The organism is Nocardioides sp., from assembly GCF_964228225.1.
Taxonomy (GTDB): domain Bacteria; phylum Actinomycetota; class Actinomycetes; order Propionibacteriales; family Nocardioidaceae; genus Nocardioides.
In genome coordinates this window covers 33,752-50,419 of sequence record NZ_CAXQZB010000074.1, presented here as the reverse complement: position 1 = coordinate 50,419, position 16,668 = coordinate 33,752, and the positions used below count along the sequence as shown (strand labels likewise).

The 16,668-nt window shown below is 75.9% G+C and carries 14 protein-coding genes and 1 pseudogene; 14 read left to right on the top strand and 1 reads right to left on the bottom strand.

Annotated elements, in window-relative coordinates; translation table 11 throughout:
• Window positions 1-44 precede the first annotated feature (44 nt).
• The 10 genes and pseudogenes from ACERUJ_RS17215 to ACERUJ_RS17170 all read left to right on the top strand — a co-directional run.
• A pseudogene (locus ACERUJ_RS17215) lies at window positions 45-1,772 on the top strand (transglutaminase family protein); the annotation flags it as partial.
• Window positions 1,761-3,509, top strand: coding sequence for a transglutaminase family protein (locus ACERUJ_RS17210; RefSeq protein ID WP_370250098.1), 1,749 nt, complete (start codon window positions 1,761-1,763; stop codon window positions 3,507-3,509). The pseudogene ACERUJ_RS17215 and the gene ACERUJ_RS17210, both read left to right, overlap by 12 nt.
• Window positions 3,506-6,022: a circularly permuted type 2 ATP-grasp protein gene (locus ACERUJ_RS17205; protein WP_370250096.1), complete on the top strand. Its 2,517-nt coding sequence runs from the start codon at window positions 3,506-3,508 to the stop codon at window positions 6,020-6,022. Before ACERUJ_RS17210 ends, ACERUJ_RS17205 begins: the two co-directional genes overlap by 4 nt.
• Window positions 6,019-6,912, top strand: coding sequence for a transglutaminase N-terminal domain-containing protein (locus ACERUJ_RS17200; protein ID WP_370250095.1), 894 nt, complete (start codon window positions 6,019-6,021; stop codon window positions 6,910-6,912). Before ACERUJ_RS17205 ends, ACERUJ_RS17200 begins: the two co-directional genes overlap by 4 nt.
• Window positions 6,913-6,957: 45 nt before the next feature.
• Window positions 6,958-7,626 (top strand): hypothetical protein, encoded by a 669-nt coding sequence (locus tag ACERUJ_RS17195; RefSeq protein ID WP_370250094.1) that lies wholly within the window; start codon window positions 6,958-6,960, stop codon window positions 7,624-7,626.
• Window positions 7,623-8,621 (top strand): putative zinc-binding metallopeptidase, encoded by a 999-nt coding sequence (locus ACERUJ_RS17190; protein WP_370250093.1) that lies wholly within the window; start codon window positions 7,623-7,625, stop codon window positions 8,619-8,621. The genes ACERUJ_RS17195 and ACERUJ_RS17190 overlap by 4 nt, the downstream gene beginning before the upstream one ends.
• A gap of 5 nt (window positions 8,622-8,626) precedes the next feature.
• Window positions 8,627-9,076 carry a hypothetical protein gene (locus ACERUJ_RS17185; RefSeq protein ID WP_370250092.1) on the top strand — a complete coding sequence of 150 codons (450 nt, stop codon included), beginning with the start codon at window positions 8,627-8,629 and terminating at the stop codon, window positions 9,074-9,076.
• A 29-nt stretch (window positions 9,077-9,105) separates the two neighbouring features.
• A complete protein-coding gene (locus ACERUJ_RS17180; RefSeq protein WP_370250090.1) occupies window positions 9,106-9,348 on the top strand; it encodes a type II toxin-antitoxin system Phd/YefM family antitoxin in 243 nt (80 codons plus the stop codon).
• Complete coding sequence (locus ACERUJ_RS17175) at window positions 9,345-9,740, top strand: type II toxin-antitoxin system VapC family toxin (protein WP_370250089.1); 396 nt, start codon at window positions 9,345-9,347, stop codon at window positions 9,738-9,740. The genes ACERUJ_RS17180 and ACERUJ_RS17175 overlap by 4 nt, the downstream gene beginning before the upstream one ends.
• A 4-nt stretch (window positions 9,741-9,744) precedes the next feature.
• Window positions 9,745-10,671: a cation diffusion facilitator family transporter gene (locus ACERUJ_RS17170; protein ID WP_370250088.1), complete on the top strand. Its 927-nt coding sequence runs from the start codon at window positions 9,745-9,747 to the stop codon at window positions 10,669-10,671.
• 57 nt (window positions 10,672-10,728) lie between these two features.
• Here the strand turns inward: ACERUJ_RS17170 and ACERUJ_RS17165 are convergent, their stop codons facing one another.
• Window positions 10,729-11,184 (bottom strand): SRPBCC family protein, encoded by a 456-nt coding sequence (locus tag ACERUJ_RS17165; protein ID WP_370250087.1) that lies wholly within the window; start codon window positions 11,182-11,184, stop codon window positions 10,729-10,731.
• A 228-nt stretch (window positions 11,185-11,412) separates the two neighbouring features.
• On the opposite strand from ACERUJ_RS17165, the gene pdhA reads away from it, so the two are divergent.
• From pdhA to ACERUJ_RS17145, 4 genes are all read left to right on the top strand, one after another.
• Window positions 11,413-12,585: a pyruvate dehydrogenase (acetyl-transferring) E1 component subunit alpha gene (gene pdhA, locus ACERUJ_RS17160; RefSeq protein ID WP_370250086.1), complete on the top strand. Its 1,173-nt coding sequence runs from the start codon at window positions 11,413-11,415 to the stop codon at window positions 12,583-12,585.
• On the top strand, window positions 12,582-13,571 hold the full coding sequence (locus ACERUJ_RS17155) for an alpha-ketoacid dehydrogenase subunit beta (RefSeq protein WP_370250085.1): 990 nt from the start codon (window positions 12,582-12,584) through the stop codon (window positions 13,569-13,571). The genes pdhA and ACERUJ_RS17155 overlap by 4 nt, the downstream gene beginning before the upstream one ends.
• Window positions 13,572-13,575: 4 nt before the next feature.
• Entirely contained in the window at window positions 13,576-14,955 is a 1,380-nt protein-coding gene (locus ACERUJ_RS17150) for a dihydrolipoamide acetyltransferase family protein (RefSeq protein ID WP_370250084.1), read from the top strand.
• Window positions 14,956-15,046: 91 nt separating this feature from the next.
• The gene (locus tag ACERUJ_RS17145) at window positions 15,047-16,648 is read left to right on the top strand and encodes a serine/threonine-protein kinase (RefSeq protein WP_370250083.1); all 1,602 of its coding nucleotides are present in this window, start codon (window positions 15,047-15,049) and stop codon (window positions 16,646-16,648) included.
• Window positions 16,649-16,668: the final 20 nt, after the last annotated feature.

Below are 16,668 nucleotides of genomic sequence, written 5' to 3'. Positions count from 1 at the left end.
GCCACAAGCATTCGGCAGGCGGATTCGCCGATTTCGCCTGCCGAATGCTTGTGACGACGTCCCCACGGCGACCACAGGGGCGCCGTTCGTCTCGGGCGCGTTACCGCCGTGCAACAGGGCACGGGCAGGGTGGGGGCATGTCCATCAAGGTCGCGCTGGAGCACCGCACCACCTACGAGTTCGCGCACCCGGTGAACGTGGCGCCCCACGTGGTGCGGTTGCGGCCGGCGCCGCACTGCCGCACCCCGATCGAGGCGTACTCGCTGACGGTCGAGCCGGCGGGGCACTTCGTGAACTGGCAGCAGGACCCGTTCGGCAACTGGGTGGCGCGGCTGGTGTTCCCCGAGAAGGTGGCGGCCCTGGACATCACCGTCGGGCTGGTGGCCGACCTGATGGTGATCAACCCCTTCGACTTCTTCATCGAGGAGTACGCCGAGACCTTCCCCTTCGCCTACCACGCCGCGCTGGCCGCCGACCTCGCGCCCTACCTGCGCGAGGTGGACGACGCCGACGCCGCCCGCGCGTTCGCCGACTCCCTGCCCCAGCCCGGGGACCGGCCCGGCGGGGTACCGACCGTGAGCTTCCTGGCCGAGCTCAACGCCGCCGTGCACGCCGAGGTGGCCTACTCGGTGCGCATGGAGCCGGGCGTGCAGACCCCCGACGAGACGCTGGCGCGCCGGATCGGCTCGTGCCGCGACTCCGCCTGGCTGCTGGTGGCGCTGCTGCGCCACCACGGCCTCGCCGCCCGCTTCGTGTCGGGCTACCTGGTGCAGCTGGCCGCCGACCAGGAGTCGCTGGACGGCCCCAGCGGGCCGGCGGCGGACTTCACCGACCTCCACGCCTGGACCGAGGTGTACCTGCCCGGCGCGGGCTGGGTCGGGATGGACCCCACGAGCGCGCTGTTCGCCGGCGAGGGCCACCTGCCGCTCAGCGCGACGCCGCACCCCAGCGCCGCCGCCCCGATCGAGGGCGCCACCGACCCGGTGGAGGTGACGTTCTCCTTCAGCAACACGGTCACCCGGGTGCACGAGGACCCGCGCGTCACCAAGCCCTACACCGAGGAGCAGTGGGCCCGCGTCGACGCCCTCGGCTAGGCCGTCGACGCCCGGCTCGAGGCCGGCGACGTGCGGCTCACGATGGGCGGGGAGCCCACCTACGTCAGCCTCGACGACGCCACGAGCCCGCAGTGGAACACCGACGCCGACGGCCCCGACAAGCGTCGCCTGGCCACCGACCTGGCCGAGCGGCTGCGCGCGCGCTACGCGGAGGGCGGCGTCGTGCACCGCGGCCAGGGCAAGTGGTACCCCGGCGAGCCGCTGCCGCGCTGGAACATCGCCCTGCAGTGGCGCACCGACGGCGTGCCGATCTGGGCCGACCCCGCGCTGCTGGCCGACCCGTGGGGTCCGCCGGCGCCCGACCGCGACGCCACTGCCGACGCCGAGGCGCTGGTGCGCCGGATCGCCCGCACCCTGGGTCTGCCCGAGGACCAGGTGCTGCCCGCCTACGAGGACCCGCTCGCCGCCCTGGCCAGCGAGGTGCGCCAGCCGTTCGGCGAGCGACCCGACGACGCCGCCGAGAAGCTCGACGCGCAGGGCCTGGGCGTGCTGGACGCCGCCGTGGACACCCCCACGGGCTGGGTGCTGCCACTGCACCCCGACAGCGCGGCCGGCTGGACCAGCCCGGCATGGCGGTTCCGACGCGGCCGCCTCGTGCTGCTGCCCGGCACCAGCCCGGTGGGCCTGCGGCTGCCGCTGGACTCGGTGGCCTGGCGCGACCCTGCGTTCGAGGGCGAGGAGACCCGGCTGGAGCCGGGGCCGCCGCCGAGCCCGCAGGTGCCGGTGGTGCGCGTGGTCGACCCCGAGGGCGCGGCCACGACGGCGCTGGCGGTGGAGGCCCGCGACGGCCACGTGCACGTGTTCCTGCCGCCCACGCTGCGCCTGGAGGACTACCTCGACCTGCTGCGGCTGGTCGAGGTGGGCGTGCGGCGCGTCGGCTGCCCGGTCGTGCTGGAGGGGTACGGCCCGCCGGCCGACCCCCGGCTCGCGCAGCTGGTCGTGACGCCGGACCCCGGCGTGATCGAGGTGAACGTGCCGCCCTCGGGCTCCTGGGCCGAGCTGCGCGACCTCACCACCACCCTGGCGGAGCAGGCGCGGCTCGCGCGGCTGGCCACCGAGAAGTTCGACCTCGACGGCCTGCACACCGGCACCGGCGGCGGCAGCCACCTCACCCTCGGCGGGCCGAGCCCGGCCGACAGCCCGCTGCTGCGTCGTCCCGACCTGCTGGCCAGCCTGATCCGGTACTGGCAGCGCCACCCCGCGCTCTCCTACGTCTTCGCCGGCCGGTTCGTGGGCCCCACCAGCCAGGCGCCGCGCTTCGACGAGGGGCGGCCCGAGGCGGTGTACGAGATGGAGATCGCGCTGGCCGAGCTCGCCCGGCTCACCGCCGAGGCCGAGAGCGGACCCGGCGGCGGGCCGGCGCCCTGGCTGGTGGACCGCGCGCTGCGCCACCTGCTCACCGACCTCACCGGCAACACCCACCGCGCCGAGTTCTGCATCGACAAGCTCTACAGCCCCGACTCCGGCCGCGGCCGGCTCGGCCTGCTGGAGCTGCGCGGCTTCGAGATGCCGCCCCACCCGCAGCTCGCGCTCGTCCAGGCCCTGCTGGTGCGGGCGCTGGTGGCGATGTTCTGGGAGCGGCCCTGCACCGATCCGCTGATCCGGTGGGGCACCCGGTTGCACGACGACCTGCTGCTGCCCGCCGGGGCCGCCGCCGACCTCGCCGAGGTCGCGGCCGACCTGCGCGCCCACGGCATCGCCTTCGAGACCGCGTGGTTCGACCCCTTCCTGGAGTTCCGGTTCCCCCGGCTCGGCGCCACCCGCCTCCCGGGTCCGGGCGGGCGCGCGATCGAGCTGGAGCTGCGCCAGGCGATCGAGCCGTGGCACGTGCTGGGCGAGGAGGCCACCGGCGGCGGCACCGCGCGCTACGTCGACTCCTCGGTGGAGCGCGTGCAGGTGTCGGTGCGCGGGATCGACCCCCACCGGCACCTCGTGACGTGTCAGGGTGTGCCGGTGCCCCTCACCGCCCCTGCCACCGACGCCGGTGCTGCCGACGCCGCTGCTGCCGGGGACCGGCTCCACGGCGGCGTGCGCTACCGCGCCTGGCAGCCGTGGTCGGCGCTGCACCCCAGCATCGGCGTGCACGCCCCGCTGACCGTCGAGGTCGTCGACACCCGCAACGGCGTCAGCCTGGGCGGGGTCACCTACCACGTCGCCCACCCCGGGGGTCGCGCCTACGACACCCCGCCGGTCAACGCCGCCGAGGCCGAGGCGCGTCGCGCCGCCCGCTTCGCCGCCCTGGGCCACACCACCGGCCGGGTCGACGTCGGCGCCCTGCGCGAGGCCGCCGCCCGCGCCGCCGCACCGGAGTACCCCCGCACCCTGGACCTGCGGCGCGTGCCGCCGCGCCGCGCCCTCCCCAGCGCCCCGGCCGGGGGGTCCCCGGCCCCGTGACCGTGCTGCGTGACTACAGCACCGGGCTGAGCCAGCCGCCGCTGGGCGGGGCGCCGGTGCGCTTCGACGAGGTCGTCGGTCCCGACGGCGCCCTGCGCGCCCCGTGGAAGGGGTTGGCCGAGCAGGCCGTCTCGCTGCAGCCGGCCGACCTGCGCCGGGTGCACGCCGAGGCCGTGCGGGCCCTGGCCGACGACGGCGTCACCTACTCCCGGCCCGGCGGACGCCGCGAGCCGTGGCGCCTCGACCCGATCCCGATGATCGTCGACGCGGCGGGCTGGTCGGCGGTGGAGGCCGGTCTCGCGCAGCGCGCCGAGCTGCTGCACGCCCTGCTCACCGACCTCTACGGCGAGCAGCGGGTGCTGCGCGAGGGCGTGCTGCCCGCGCCGGTGGTGTTCGGCCACAGCGGCTTCCTGCGGGTGCTGGCCGGACCCCCGCGCCCCACGGCCGAGCCGGACCTGCGCCCGCTGGTGGTCGTGGCCACCGACCTGGGCCGCGACGCGCGCGGTGAGTGGCGGGTGATCGCCGACCGCACCCAGGCGCCGTCCGGCCTGGGGTACGCGGTGGAGAACCGCCGGGTGCTCTCGCGGGTGCTGCCCGAGCTGTACCGCAGCGCCGGCCTGCACCGCATGGAGCCGTTCCTGTCGGCGGTGCGCTCGGCGCTGCTGCAGGCCGCGCCCGGCGACCGGGCCGACCCGCGCGTGGTCGTGCTGTCCCCCGGCAGCCAGTCCGAGACCGCCTACGACCAGGCCTTCCTCGCCTCCCGGCTCGGGTTCCCGCTGGTCGAGGGCAAGGACCTCGTCGTGCGCGACGGCTGGGTGCAGATGCGCGTGCTCGGGCGCCTGGAGCGGGTGGATGTGATCCTGCGCCGCGTCGACGCCGCCTGGAGCGACCCGCTGGAGCTGCGCGGGGAGTCGCAGCTCGGCGTCGCCGGGCTGGTCGAGGCCGTGCGGCGCGGCCGGGTGCGGGTCGTGAACGGACTCGGCTCGGGCGTGCTGGAGAACCCGGCCCTGCTGCCGTTCCTGCCCGCCGTGTGCGAGGCCCTGCTCGGCGAGCCGCTGCGCCTGGGGCAGATCCCGACCTGGTGGTGCGGCGACCCCGACGCCCTGGAGCAGGTGCTCGACCGCGTCGACCACCTCGTGGTCCGCCCCCTCGACGGCCCCACCACCGCCCTGGCCGACCTCACCCGCGACGACGTCCGCGCCCGCGTGCTGGCCGAGCCCGCGCGGTACGTGGCCCAGGAGCCGCTCCCGCTCTCGCAGGGTCCCGTGTGGCGCACCGGCCGGGGGACCTCCCCCGGGGTCGCGGAGCCCCGACCGCTCACCTGGCGCACCTTCACCGTGCGCTACGGCTCGGCCTACCGGCCGCTGCTCGGGGGGCTGGTGAGCGTCCTGGAGGGTGACCGGTCGATCTCCAGCAAGGACGTCTGGGTGCTCAAGGCCGACCCCGCCACCCCCGACCAGCACCTGGCCGACGTGCTGCCGCTCACCAGCGTGCGCACCTCCAACTCCCTGGTGCCGCGCGTGCTGGAGGACATGTTCTGGGTGGGCCGCTACGCCGAGCGCGCCGAGGACCTGCTGCGCCTGGTGCTCGCCACCCACGCCCTGGCCGAGGACTTCCGCACCCGGCCGCGCTCCACCGGCGGTGCGGTGCTCGAGGTGATGATGAGCGCCCTCGCGCGGCTCGCGGGCCGCGGCGAGGCCGACCTCGACGCCGAGTTCCGGGGCCTGCTGCTCGACCCCGGGCGCGTGGGATCCGCCGCCCATGCGCTCGACGGGCTGCGCGACGCCCTCGACGGCGTGCGCGACCAGCTGTCCTCCGACACCTGGCGGGTCTTCGGTGCCGTGGGCCGCGCCGCGCAGGCACTGGGGGAGAACCCTCACAGCCACCAGGTGGAGGAGTCCGCCGGCCGCATGCTCACCGGCATCCTGTCGCTGCAGGGCGTCACCGCCTCGATGATGCGCGACCCCGGCTGGCACAGCATCGGGCTGGGCCGGTCCCTGGAGCGCGCGCTGCAGGTGTGCCACCTGCTCGCCGCCACCACCACCGTGCGTCGCGGCCTCGACGTCGACCGGGCGGTGCTCGACGCCGTGCTCGCCGCCGCCGAGAGCGCAGTCACCCACCGCCGTCGCTACCGCGGCTACGTGCGTCCCGGCGGGGTGCTCGAGCTGCTGCTCACCGACGCCGACAACCCGCGATCGGTGGGCTTCGCGCTCGCCGAGGCCGCCGCCCACCTCGCCGCCCTGCCCGCCTCGACCGGGAGCAGCCGCCCCGAGCGGCTGGTGGCCGACCTGCGCGAGCAGCTGGCGGACACCGACATCGCCACCCTGGTGGCCATCGGCGGCGAGGGTCGCCCCCACCTCGTCGCCTTCCTCGACCAGTTCCTCGCCCAGCTCGCGCGGGTCGCCGACGCCGTCGCCGAGGTGCACTTCGCCACCGGCCCGGCGCCGCGCGCCCTGCTGGGCCTGCCGGTGGTCAGCAGCCTCGACGCCGCTCCCGCGGGAGGTGGGCGATGAGGTACCGACTGCGCCACACCACCACCTACACCTACGACGCCCCGGTGGGCGACTCCCTCGGGATCGCCCACCTGGTGCCCCGCTCGCTGCCCTGGCAGCACGTCGGCGGCTACGACGTCGTCGTCGACCCCGCACCCACCGACCTCGCGACCGACACCGACTTCTACGGCAACCACATGACCTACTTCCAGGTCACGACGCCGCACGAGCGCCTGGTGGTGGAGGGCACCGGCGAGGTGGAGGTGCTCGCGCCCGACCTCGCCCCCGCGCTGCTCGCGCGCCCGTGGGAGGAGCTGCGGCCGCACTGGACGCCGCAGGCGCCGGGCGCGTGGTCGGCGGTGGACCACGCGCAGGCCTCGCCGCTGGTGGCGCTGGAGGCCGGGGCGCGGGCCTATGCGGCGCCGTCCCTGACCCCCGGGCGCCCGATCGGGGAGGCCGTGCTCGACCTCGTGCACCGGGTGCACGCGGAGTTCGAGTACGACAAGACCGCCACCACCGTGACCAGCGCGGTGGCCGACGTGCTGGAGCGGCGCGCCGGGGTGTGCCAGGACTTCGCGCACCTGCTGCTGGCCTGCCTGCGCGGGCACGGCCTCGCCGCGCGCTACGTCAGCGGCTACCTCGCCACCGATCCGCCGCCCGGCCGGCCCCGCGTGGTGGGGGCCGACGCCAGCCACGCGTGGGTGCAGGTGTGGCTGGGCGAGGACCACTGGCTCGCGGTCGACCCCACCAACGACCAGGAGGCCGGCGAGCGCTACGTCACCGTGGCCTGGGGCCGCGACTACGGCGACGTGCCGCCGCTCAAGGGCGTGATCTTCACCGAGGCCAAGCGCTCGACGATGCAGGTGGCCGTCGACGTCGCGCCGCTGGACCCCGCCTCCCCGAGCGGCTGAGAGCCGGTGCGCGGCGGGGGTGGCCCGGGCTGGGATGATGGGCCCATGCGTGCCCGTCTGCGACCCACCCCGATCCGCCGGATCGGCGCGGTGCCGCTCGCGGGGGCCGTGCTGCCGGTGCTGCTCGCGCTCACCGGCTGCTCCTCGGGCCCCTCGCGTCCCCTCGACGACGGCGGCCAGGGCGGTGTCACCGCCGTGCAGGGCCTCGACGTCGAGGTGATCGACCCCGACCAGCCGGTGCTGGCCGAGTCCGCGACGGTGGTCGACGCCCTCGGCGAGGCCGGGCTGGAGGCCCGCTCGCACCCCGCGTCCAGCCCCGACGTGCCGGGCCTGGCCTTCGAGCCCGACACCACCGGCGGGCTGCTGTTCACCGTCGGCAACCTCGGCATGAAGCGCTCCCGCACGGGCCACTACGTCGTGCTCGCCTTCGCCACCCCGGCCTCGGCGCGGCTGTTCGCCGCGACCCGGCCCGCGGGCGGGGAGGAGGCGGTCTTCGAGCGCGACGCCTGGCAGCAGCGCGCCCGCGCCTACCTCGCCGGCACGCTGCTGGCCTACGCCACGCCGTCGGGTGGCGAGCGGGGCGGGGATCCCGAGCAGGCCCTGACCTCCGCGCTGCGCCGCCTCGCCGGCGTCACCGCGGCCACGCCCTCGGCCACTCCGTCGGCCAGCTCCTCGGCCAGCCCCTCGGACAGCCCGTCGGGGAGTGCGGGGTGAAGGCGTTCCGCTGCCGGGTGTGCGACGCCACCCTGCACGTCGAGAACTCCCTGTGCCTGCAGTGCGGCTCGGCGCTGGGCTACTCCCGCGACGAGCACGCGCTGGTCCCGCTCACCGACGGGCGGTACCACGACGCCGGCGGCACGGTGTGGTCGGTGTGTCCGCAGCTCGACGTCGTCGGCTGCACGTGGCTGACCCGCGACCCCGACGCCCTGTGCGACGCCTGCCGCCTCACCCGCACCCGCCCGGCCGACGACGACGAGGTCGGGATGGCGGCGTGGCCGGCCGCCGAGCAGGCCAAGCGGCACCTGCTCCTCGAGCTGGACTCCCTGGGCTGGCGGGTGCCGGGGCTGGCCGAGGAGCCCGACTCGGGCCTGTGCTTCGACCTGCTGTCCTCCACCCGCACCGACGTCGTCATCGGGCACGCCGACGGGGTGGTGACGATCGACCTCGCCGAGACCGACGACGCCCACCGCGAGCGGGTGCGCGCGGAGCTGGCCGAGCCCTACCGCACGATGCTGGGCCACTTCCGCCACGAGGTCGGCCACTACGCCCAGTGGCGGCTGGTGCGTGACCCCGCGCTGCAGGAGCGCGGCCGGGCGCTGTTCGGCGACGAGCGCGAGGACTACCAGGCGGCGCTGGACCGGCACTACGCCGACGGGCCGCCGGCGGGGTGGGAGGAGTCCCACCTCTCGGCCTACGCCACGATGCACCCCGCGGAGGACTTCGCCGAGACCTGGGCGCACTACCTCCACATCGCCGACACCGTCGAGACCGCGCGCGAGTACGGGCTGCTCGCGATCGGGGGCGTGGCCGACTTCTCCAGCTTCCGCGACCTCGTCACCGGGGTGTGGATGCCGCTCTCGGTCGCGCTGAACCAGGTGAACCGCAGCATGGGCAAGGACGACCTCTACCCCTTCGTGATCCCCGGGCCCGCGCTGGACAAGCTCGACTTCGTGGCCGACCTGCTGCCCGGCGCCCGGGCCCTGCGGTGAGCGTGATGACCCCGCAGCGCTGGTTCGGCCTGGTCGGCGTCGTCGTCGCGCTGCTGCTGGCGGGCGGGTCGGTGCTGCTCGCGATGGGCCGCGACGGCCTGCCGCCGCAGGAGGTGTCGCAGCGCTACCTCGACGCGCTCGTGGCCGCCGACGCCCGGGCGCTGTGCACGTGGAGCACCGGCGAGCTGCGCAGCGAGGTGCTGGCCGGAGCGCGCGACTGCACCGACCTGCCCGGCGCGCCTGCGCCCGCCGACGTGGCCGCCGCGGCCGCCCGCACCGGCGTGCTGATCAACCTCGGGCAGGTCCTCGTCGTCGACCGCGACACCGCCACCGCCGACTTCACCCTCACCGTGCCCGGCGACGCCGCCGACGTCTCCGACCAGCTGCAGCTGGTGCAGGTGGGCGGCGAGTGGCGCATCGCCGCCGGGCCGCGGGGGCCGCTCGCGCTCGGCTGATCATGTCGCACAAGTGCTACCGTGAGGTGGTGGACACGGTGGGACTGCGGGAGCTGCGGCAGAACGCCTCGGACCTCGTGCGTCGCGTCGAGGCCGGGGAGCAGATCGAGATCACGGTGGCGGGGCGGGCGAGCGCCCGACTCGTCCCGGTGCCGCGTGCCGCGTGGCGCCCGCTTCCGCGGGCCCTCTTCGAGGGCCCCGCCGATCCCTCCTGGGCCGAGGATCGCGACGCGGTCGCCGACGACCTGGGCGACCCCTTCGCCCCGCGGTGAGCGCGCCCTCCCGGACGCTGCTCGACACCAGCGTCGTCATCGGCCCCGACCCGGGCCTCGGGGGCGATCTCGCCATCAGCGCGATCACCCTGGCCGAGCTCCACTTCGGCGTCCTGGTCACCCCTGATCCCGGGGTGCGGGCCGAGCGGCTGCGACGGCTCTCCCTCCTGCACGCCGAGTTCGAGCCGTTGCCGGTCGACGCCGCGGTCGCGGCTGCCTACGGGCAGCTTGCCGCCGCCGTCGTGGCGTCGGGCCGGCAGCCGCGACGCCGTGCGCTCGACCTGCTCATCGCCGCGACCGCGCGCGTGCACGGGGCACGACTCGCCACCCGGAACCCCGCCGACTTCGCCGGTCTGGACCCGTGGGTCGAGATCGTCGCGGTGGAAGGCTGAGGCCATGGGTCACGGGCACGGGCACGGGCATGCGCACGGTCGGTCGCGCGCCGGCGACCGGCGCCGGCTGCGGATCGCGCTGGGCATCACCCTCACGGTGCTGGGCGTGCAGGTGGTCGGGGCGGTCGTCACCGGCTCCCTCGCCCTGCTGGCCGACGCCGGCCACCTCGCCACCGACGCCGGCGCGGTCGTGCTGGCCCTCGGCGCGGGCATGCTCGCGGGTCGGCCGGCCGGGCCCCGCAGCACCTTCGGCTGGCACCGGGCGGAGGTGCTGGCGGCGCTGGCCAACGCCGTCGTGCTGTTCGGCGTCGCGGCGGTGCTGGTGTGGCAGGCCGTGCCGCGCCTCACCGATCCGCCCGAGGTCGAGGCGGGTGGGCTGGTGGGCTTCGCGATCGTCGGGCTGCTCGCCAACGCCGCGGCCTTCGCGGTGCTCAGCGGGGGCGACCGCGGGTCGCTCAACCTGCGCGGGGCGCTGGCCGAGGTGCTCGCCGACCTGCTGGGCTCGGTGTTCGCGGTGCTGGCCGGCGTCGTCATCCTGCTCACCGACTGGCAGCAGGCCGACCCGGTGGCGACGCTGCTGATCGCGGTGCTCATCGTGCCGCGCGCGCTGGTGCTGCTGCGCGACGCCGGCGCGGTGCTGCTCGAGGTCGCGCCCGCCGGGCTGGACCTGGAGGAGGTGCGTCGGCACCTCGAGGAGCTGCCCGGGGTGGTGGAGGTGCACGACCTGCACGCCTGGACGATCACCAGTGGCCTGGCCAGCCTCTCGGCCCACGTGACGGTGACCGAGGACGCGCTCGCCGCCCGCGGCGTCGGAGCGGTGATCGACGACCTCGCCGAGTGCGCGGCGTCGCACTTCGAGGTGCGCCACACGACCTTCCAGGTCGAGCCCCCCGGGCACCGCACCCACGAGGACCTCGGCCCCCTGCACTGACGGGCGAGGGGGGAGGTTTGCTCGGCTGACCGAGCAGACTGCCCCACCGCCGCAGGGTCAGGCGGCGTCGGACTCCGCGGCGGCCTTGAGCTTGACCAGGGTGGCCTCGATGGCGGCCTGGGTCTTCTTCCCGAGGCTGGCGGCGAGGCCCAGGCGCAGGGGGAGCGGGTAGCGGGAGACGTCCCAGGTCTCGGTGACCACGGTGTCGGCGCCCTGCGGGGTGAGCTCGTAGCGCCAGCGGTGCAGGCCCTTGTGGCGCCAGGCGATGAGGCGGTCGGTCTCGAACTCCACGACCGTGTTGCCGATCTTGTAGGCCGCGCCCATCTTCATGTCCATGCCGAACGTCGAGCCCAGCTCGAGCCGGTCGGGGCCGGAGACGACGGCGCGCACGGTGCCGGAGCCGTCGATCCGCGCGTGCTGGCGGGGGTCGGCCAGGATCGAGAAGACGACGGACGGCGGCGCGGACACCGTGGTGGTGGCCGAGCGGTTCTGGCGGGTGCGGCGGTCGGTCATGCCGCGAGCCTAGACACGCCGCACCGGCGCGCGGAACGACCGGATGGGTGCCCGACCTTCGGGACTCCGACCTGATTCGTCGGCCCCCGCGGCCGCGGGTACCGTGAGGGGTACCGCCTGTGCTCCAGGTCACACCTCCACCCACGGGGTGTGCCGCCGGGGCCCCGGCACCCGGCAGCACCCGGGAGCGGCCACCCCGCCACCCGGTGACGACGAAGGAGGCAGACGATGTCCCTACCCCCCGCTGACCCCACCCGCCACGACCCGCACCCGCCGGCCGAGTTCGGCCCCCCGCTGGGGGCCGGTCCCGACGCCGACCTGGTGCAGCTCCTCACGCCCGAGGGCGAGCGGGTGCACCATCCCGAGTTCGACCTCGACTTCAGCGTCGAGCAGATCCGCGGGTTCTACCGCGACATGGTGCTCGTGCGCCGCCTCGACGTCGAGGCCACCGCGCTGCAGCGTCACGGCGAGCTCGGCCTGTGGGCGCAGCTGCTGGGGCAGGAGGCCGCCCAGATCGGCGCCGGCCGCGCCGTGCGGCCCCAGGACTTCGTCTTCCCGACCTACCGCGAGCACGGCGTCGCCTGGTGCCGCGGCGTCGACCCGCTCAAGCTGCTCGGCCTGTTCCGCGGCGTCGACCACGGCTCGTGGGTGCCGGCCGAGCACCACTTCGGCCAGTACACGATCGTCATCGGCGCCCAGACCCTGCACGCCGTCGGCTACGCCATGGGGATGCAGCGCGACGGGGTCGTCGGCACCGGCGACGCCGCGCGCGACGCCGCGGTGCTCGCCCACTTCGGCGACGGCGCCAGCAGCCAGGGCGACGTCAACGAGGCCTTCGTCTTCGCCGCCTCCTACCAGGCACCGGTGGTGTTCTTCTGCCAGAACAACCAGTGGGCGATCTCCGAGCCGATCGAGCGGCAGAGCCGGGTGCCGCTGTTCCACCGCTCGCGCGGCTTCGGCTTCCCCGGCATCCGCGTGGACGGCAACGACGTGCTCGCCACCTACGCCGTCACCCAGGCCGCCCTGCAGCGCGCCCGCGAGGGCCAGGGCCCGGTGTTCGTGGAGGCCTACACCTACCGGATGGGCGCCCACACCACCACCGACGACCCCACTCGCTACCGGCTCTCCAGCGACGTCGAGAGCTGGAAGCTCAAGGACCCCATCGCCCGGGTGGAGGCCTACCTGCGCCGCAACGGCCTGGTCGAGCAGGCCTTCCTCGACGACGTCGCCGCGGAGGCCGACGCCCTGGGCCACACCCTGCGCGAGGGCTGCAAGGCCCTGCCCGACCCCGACCCGATGGCGATCTTCGACCACGTCTACGCCGACCCGCCGCCCGAGCTGGTCGCGCAGCGCGACGGCTACGCCGCCTACCGGGCCCAGTTCGAGGAGGTGGCCCGATGAGCGGGCGGAGCAGCCAGATCACCCTGGCCCAGGGCCTCAACCGCGGCCTGCGGGCGGCGATGGAGGCCGACCCGAAGGTCGTGCTCATGGGGGAGGACATCGGCCGGCTGGGCGGGGTCTTCCGCATCACCGACGGCCTGCAGAAGGACTTCGGCGACGACCGCGTGATCGACACCCCGCTGGCGGAGTCCGGCATCGTCGGCACCGCGGTGGGCCTGGCGATGCGTGGCTACCGCCCGGTGGTGGAGATCCAGTTCGACGGCTTCGTCTACCCCGCCTACGACCAGATCGTGTGCCAGGTCGCCAAGATCCGCTACCGCAGCCGCGGGGCGGTGCCGATGCCGATCGTCATCCGCATCCCCTTCGGCGGCGGCATCGGGGCGGTCGAGCACCACAGCGAGTCGCCGGAGGCGCAGTTCGCGCACACCCCGGGCCTGAAGGTCGTGGCCTGCTCCAACCCCGTGGACGGGTACTGGATGCTGCAGCAGGCCATCGCCAGCGACGACCCGGTGATCTTCCTCGAGCCCAAGCGCCAGTACCACTCCGGTCGCGCCGAGCTGGACCCCGACGCCACGCCGCCGCCGCTGTTCACCAGCCGGGTGGTGCGCCCCGGCACCGACGCCACGGTGCTGGCCTACGGCCCGACGGTGCGCACCGCGCTGTCGGCGGCCGAGGCCGCGGCCGCCGAGGGCTGCTCGCTGGAGGTCATCGACCTGCGCACGCTCTCCCCCCTCGACCTCGACCCCGTCCACGACTCCGTGCGGCGCACGGGCCGTGCCGTGGTCGTGCACGAGGCGCACGTCAACCTCGGCCTGGGCGCCGAGCTCGCCGCGCGCATCACCGAGGAGTGCTTCTACTCCCTGGAGGCGCCGGTGCTGCGGGTCGGCGGGTTCGACACCCCCTACCCGGCCTCGCGGTCGGAGGAGGAGTTCCTGCCCGACCTCGACCGGCTCCTCGACGCCGTCGACCGCACCCGGGGGTGGTGAGCCGATGCCCGAGTACCTGCTGCCCGACGTGGGCGAGGGCCTGACCGAGGCCGAGATCGTCACCTGGCGCGTCGCGGTGGGCGACGTCGTCGCGATCAACGACGTCGTGGTGGAGATCGAGACCGCCAAGTCGGTGGTCGAGCTGCCCTCGCCGTTCGCCGGCGAGGTCACCGCGCTGCTGGTCGCCGAGGGCGAGCTGGTGACCGTCGGCACCCCGATCATCGCGATCGGCGCCCCGGTGGCGGCGCCGGCGCCGTCGCCATCCGCGGCGCCAGCGCCTGCGCTGGAGATCGACCTGTCCAACCCCGCCGCGTCCGGTGGCGGCGAGGGCGAGTCGCTGGTGGGCCGGAACAAGGCCGAGCGCGGCGCGGTGCGCCGGGCCCGCCGGGCGCCCGCCCTCGTGGGTGCGGGCGTGAACGGCACGGCACCGCCCGCCGTCGTCCCGACCCCCACTCCGGCGCCCCCGGCCGGTCCCGCCGAGCTGCGGGTGCTCGCCACCCCGCCGGTGCGCAAGCTCGCGCGCGACCACGGCGTCGACCTGCGCGCCCTGACGCCCACCGGTCCGCGCGGCACGGTCAGCCGCGCCGACGTCGAGGCCGCCCTGGCCCACCCGGTCGCCCCGACGGCCCCCGCCCAGGCGCCGGTCGGGCGGTCCGCCGTCCCCGCCGGTCCGGGGGAGACCCGCGAGCCGGTGAAGGGGGTGCGGCGCGCGATGGCGCAGGCCATGACGGCCTCGGCGTTCACCGTGCCGCACGTGACGGTGTGGACCACCCTCGACGTCACCGCCACCGTCGAGCTCGTGGCCCGGCTGCGCGAGCACCGCGACCTGCGCGACGTCCGGGTCTCGCCGCTGCTGGTGGTGGCGAAGGCGGTGCTGCTGGCCCTGCGGCGCCACCCGCTGCTCAACTCCCGGTTCGACACCGGGGCCGGACCCGACGGCGCCGGGGAGGTGGTGCTGCGCGAGGATGTGAACCTCGGCATCGCCGCCGCCACGCCGCGGGGCCTGCTGGTGCCGCAGGTCAAGGGCGCGCACCGGCTCGGCCTGGCCGACCTCGCCCGCGAGCTCGCCGACCTCGTCGCCACGGCCCGGGCCGGCACCACGCCGCCCGCGGCGATGGTCGGCGGCACGTTCACGATCACCAACGTCGGCGTGTTCGGCATGGAGGGCGGCACCCCGATCATCACCCCGGGGGAGTCGGCCATCCTGTGCGTCGGGGCGATCGAGGCCCGGCCCTGGGTCGTCGACGACGCCGTCGTGCCGCGGCAGGTCACCACGCTCGCGCTCAGCTTCGACCACCGCCACATCGACGGCCAGGCGGGGTCGGCGTTCCTGGCCGACGTCGCCGCGATCCTGCGCGACCCCACCCAGGCGCTGTTCTTCTGACCCGCGCTCCGACCACCGCACCCCGGCGCCACCGGCGGCACGCGCCCACGACGGGGCGCGTGTCGCCGGCGGCGGTTAGGCTCCGATGTCCATGAGCACCCCCACGCCCGAGCCCGGCACCCGACTGGGTCCCTTCGAGCTCGGGGACCGGCTCGGCGCCGGCGGGATGGGCGTGGTCTTCGAGGCCCTCGACACCTCCCTGGGGCGCCGGGTCGCGCTGAAGGTGATCGCCCCGCACGTGGCGCAGGACCCCGACTTCCGGGCCCGGTTCACGCGCGAGGCGCAGGCCCAGGCCAGCCTCGACTCGCCCCACGTCGTGCAGGTCTACTCCTTCGGCGAGGCCGACGGGCGGCTCTACATCGCCTCCCAGCTGGTGCCCGACGGCGACCTCGGCCAGATGCTGCGCCGCCACGGCCACGCACCCCCGCGCATCGCGCTCCACCTCGCCGCCCAGATCGCCGACGGCCTCGCCACCGCGCACGCCGCGGGCCTGGTGCACCGCGACATCAAGCCGGCCAACGTCCTGCTGCGCGACCGTGAGGGCAGCCTGCACGCCTACCTCGCCGACTTCGGCATCGCCCGCCGGCAGCAGCCGGGACCCGGCCCGCTCGGCGGACTCACCCAGGTCACCCAGGCCGGCCACCAGGTCGGCACGCCCAGCTACATGGCGCCCGAGCTCCACACCGGCACCGCCCCCGCCGGCCAGGCCGCCGACCAGTACGCCCTGGGCTGCCTGCTCTGGACGATGCTCGCGGGCGCCGCGCCGTTCCAGGGCGGCACCGACTACCAGGTCGTGATGGGCCACGTCGAGGGCCCGATCCCCCAGGTGGTGGGTGGCGGCCCCCTCGCGCTCGGTGTCAACCGGCTGCTGCAGCTGGTGCTCGCCAAGCGACCCGAGGACCGGTTCCCCAGCGTCGCCGTGCTGCGCGAGGAGCTGCGGCGCCTCACCCGCCTCTCCGACGACCCCACCCTGGTCGTGCCGGGCGCCGGCGGGGCGCCCCCGGCCGGCACCGCGCCGGGCTTCGACGCCGTCAAGATGCCGCCGCCCCCACCGACCCCCGGTCCGACGCCGACGCCCCCCCCGGCGGCGCCGCCCACCGCCCCGCTGTCCGCCCCCCTGTCCGGCCCGTTCCCGACGCCGTTCCCGACCCCGGCGGGGGGACCGCCGCCCGGCGCGTTCGGCGCCCCCGCGCCGGCGCCCCGCCGGCGTCGTGGCGTGCTCGTGGCGGTGGCCCTGGTCGCGCTGCTCGGCCTCGGCGGCGCGGGCGCGCTGGCCCTCGCGGGTGGCGACGACGACCCGGTGAGCGGCGGCGGGGCCACCACGGCCTCCCCGACGCCGCAGGAGACGGCCAGCATCCCCCCGGCGCCCTCGCCGAGCCCGGCCGAGCCGACCGGGCCGACCGAGCCGACGGCACCCACCGATCCCGCCGGGGGCGACTACTCCGCCCGTGAGCAGCAGGCGATCGACGCGATCGCTGAGGAGTTCGGGCCCCAGGGCACCCCGGAGTCCGCGCGCTGCATCGGCGAGCGGCTGGTCGACGCCGTGGGCGTCGACGGGCTCATCGCCGGCGGCCTGCTCACCCCCGACCTCGAGGTGGGGGCCAGCAGTGCCGACCCCGAGGCCGCCGCCGCCCTGCTCGACGCCGTCCAGGACGCCACCACCGACTGCATCGAGGAGCTCACCGGCGGGTGAGGTCGGCGCCCCCCGAGCAG

What these genes read in the sequence shown, in the direction of transcription:
- ACERUJ_RS17200 (WP_370250095.1), top strand. Translation starts at nt 6,019, where the DNA reads ATGAGGTACCGACTGCGCCACACCACCACCTACACCTACGACGCCCCG.
- ACERUJ_RS17195 (WP_370250094.1), top strand. Translation starts at nt 6,958, where the DNA reads ATGCGTGCCCGTCTGCGACCCACCCCGATCCGCCGGATCGGCGCGGTG.
- ACERUJ_RS17185 (WP_370250092.1), top strand. Translation starts at nt 8,627, where the DNA reads ATGACCCCGCAGCGCTGGTTCGGCCTGGTCGGCGTCGTCGTCGCGCTG.
- ACERUJ_RS17170 (WP_370250088.1), top strand. Translation starts at nt 9,745, where the DNA reads ATGGGTCACGGGCACGGGCACGGGCATGCGCACGGTCGGTCGCGCGCC.
- ACERUJ_RS17165 (WP_370250087.1), bottom strand. Translation starts at nt 11,184, where the DNA reads ATGACCGACCGCCGCACCCGCCAGAACCGCTCGGCCACCACCACGGTG.
- pdhA (WP_370250086.1), top strand. Translation starts at nt 11,413, where the DNA reads ATGTCCCTACCCCCCGCTGACCCCACCCGCCACGACCCGCACCCGCCG.
- ACERUJ_RS17155 (WP_370250085.1), top strand. Translation starts at nt 12,582, where the DNA reads ATGAGCGGGCGGAGCAGCCAGATCACCCTGGCCCAGGGCCTCAACCGC.
- ACERUJ_RS17150 (WP_370250084.1), top strand. Translation starts at nt 13,576, where the DNA reads ATGCCCGAGTACCTGCTGCCCGACGTGGGCGAGGGCCTGACCGAGGCC.
- ACERUJ_RS17145 (WP_370250083.1), top strand. Translation starts at nt 15,047, where the DNA reads ATGAGCACCCCCACGCCCGAGCCCGGCACCCGACTGGGTCCCTTCGAG.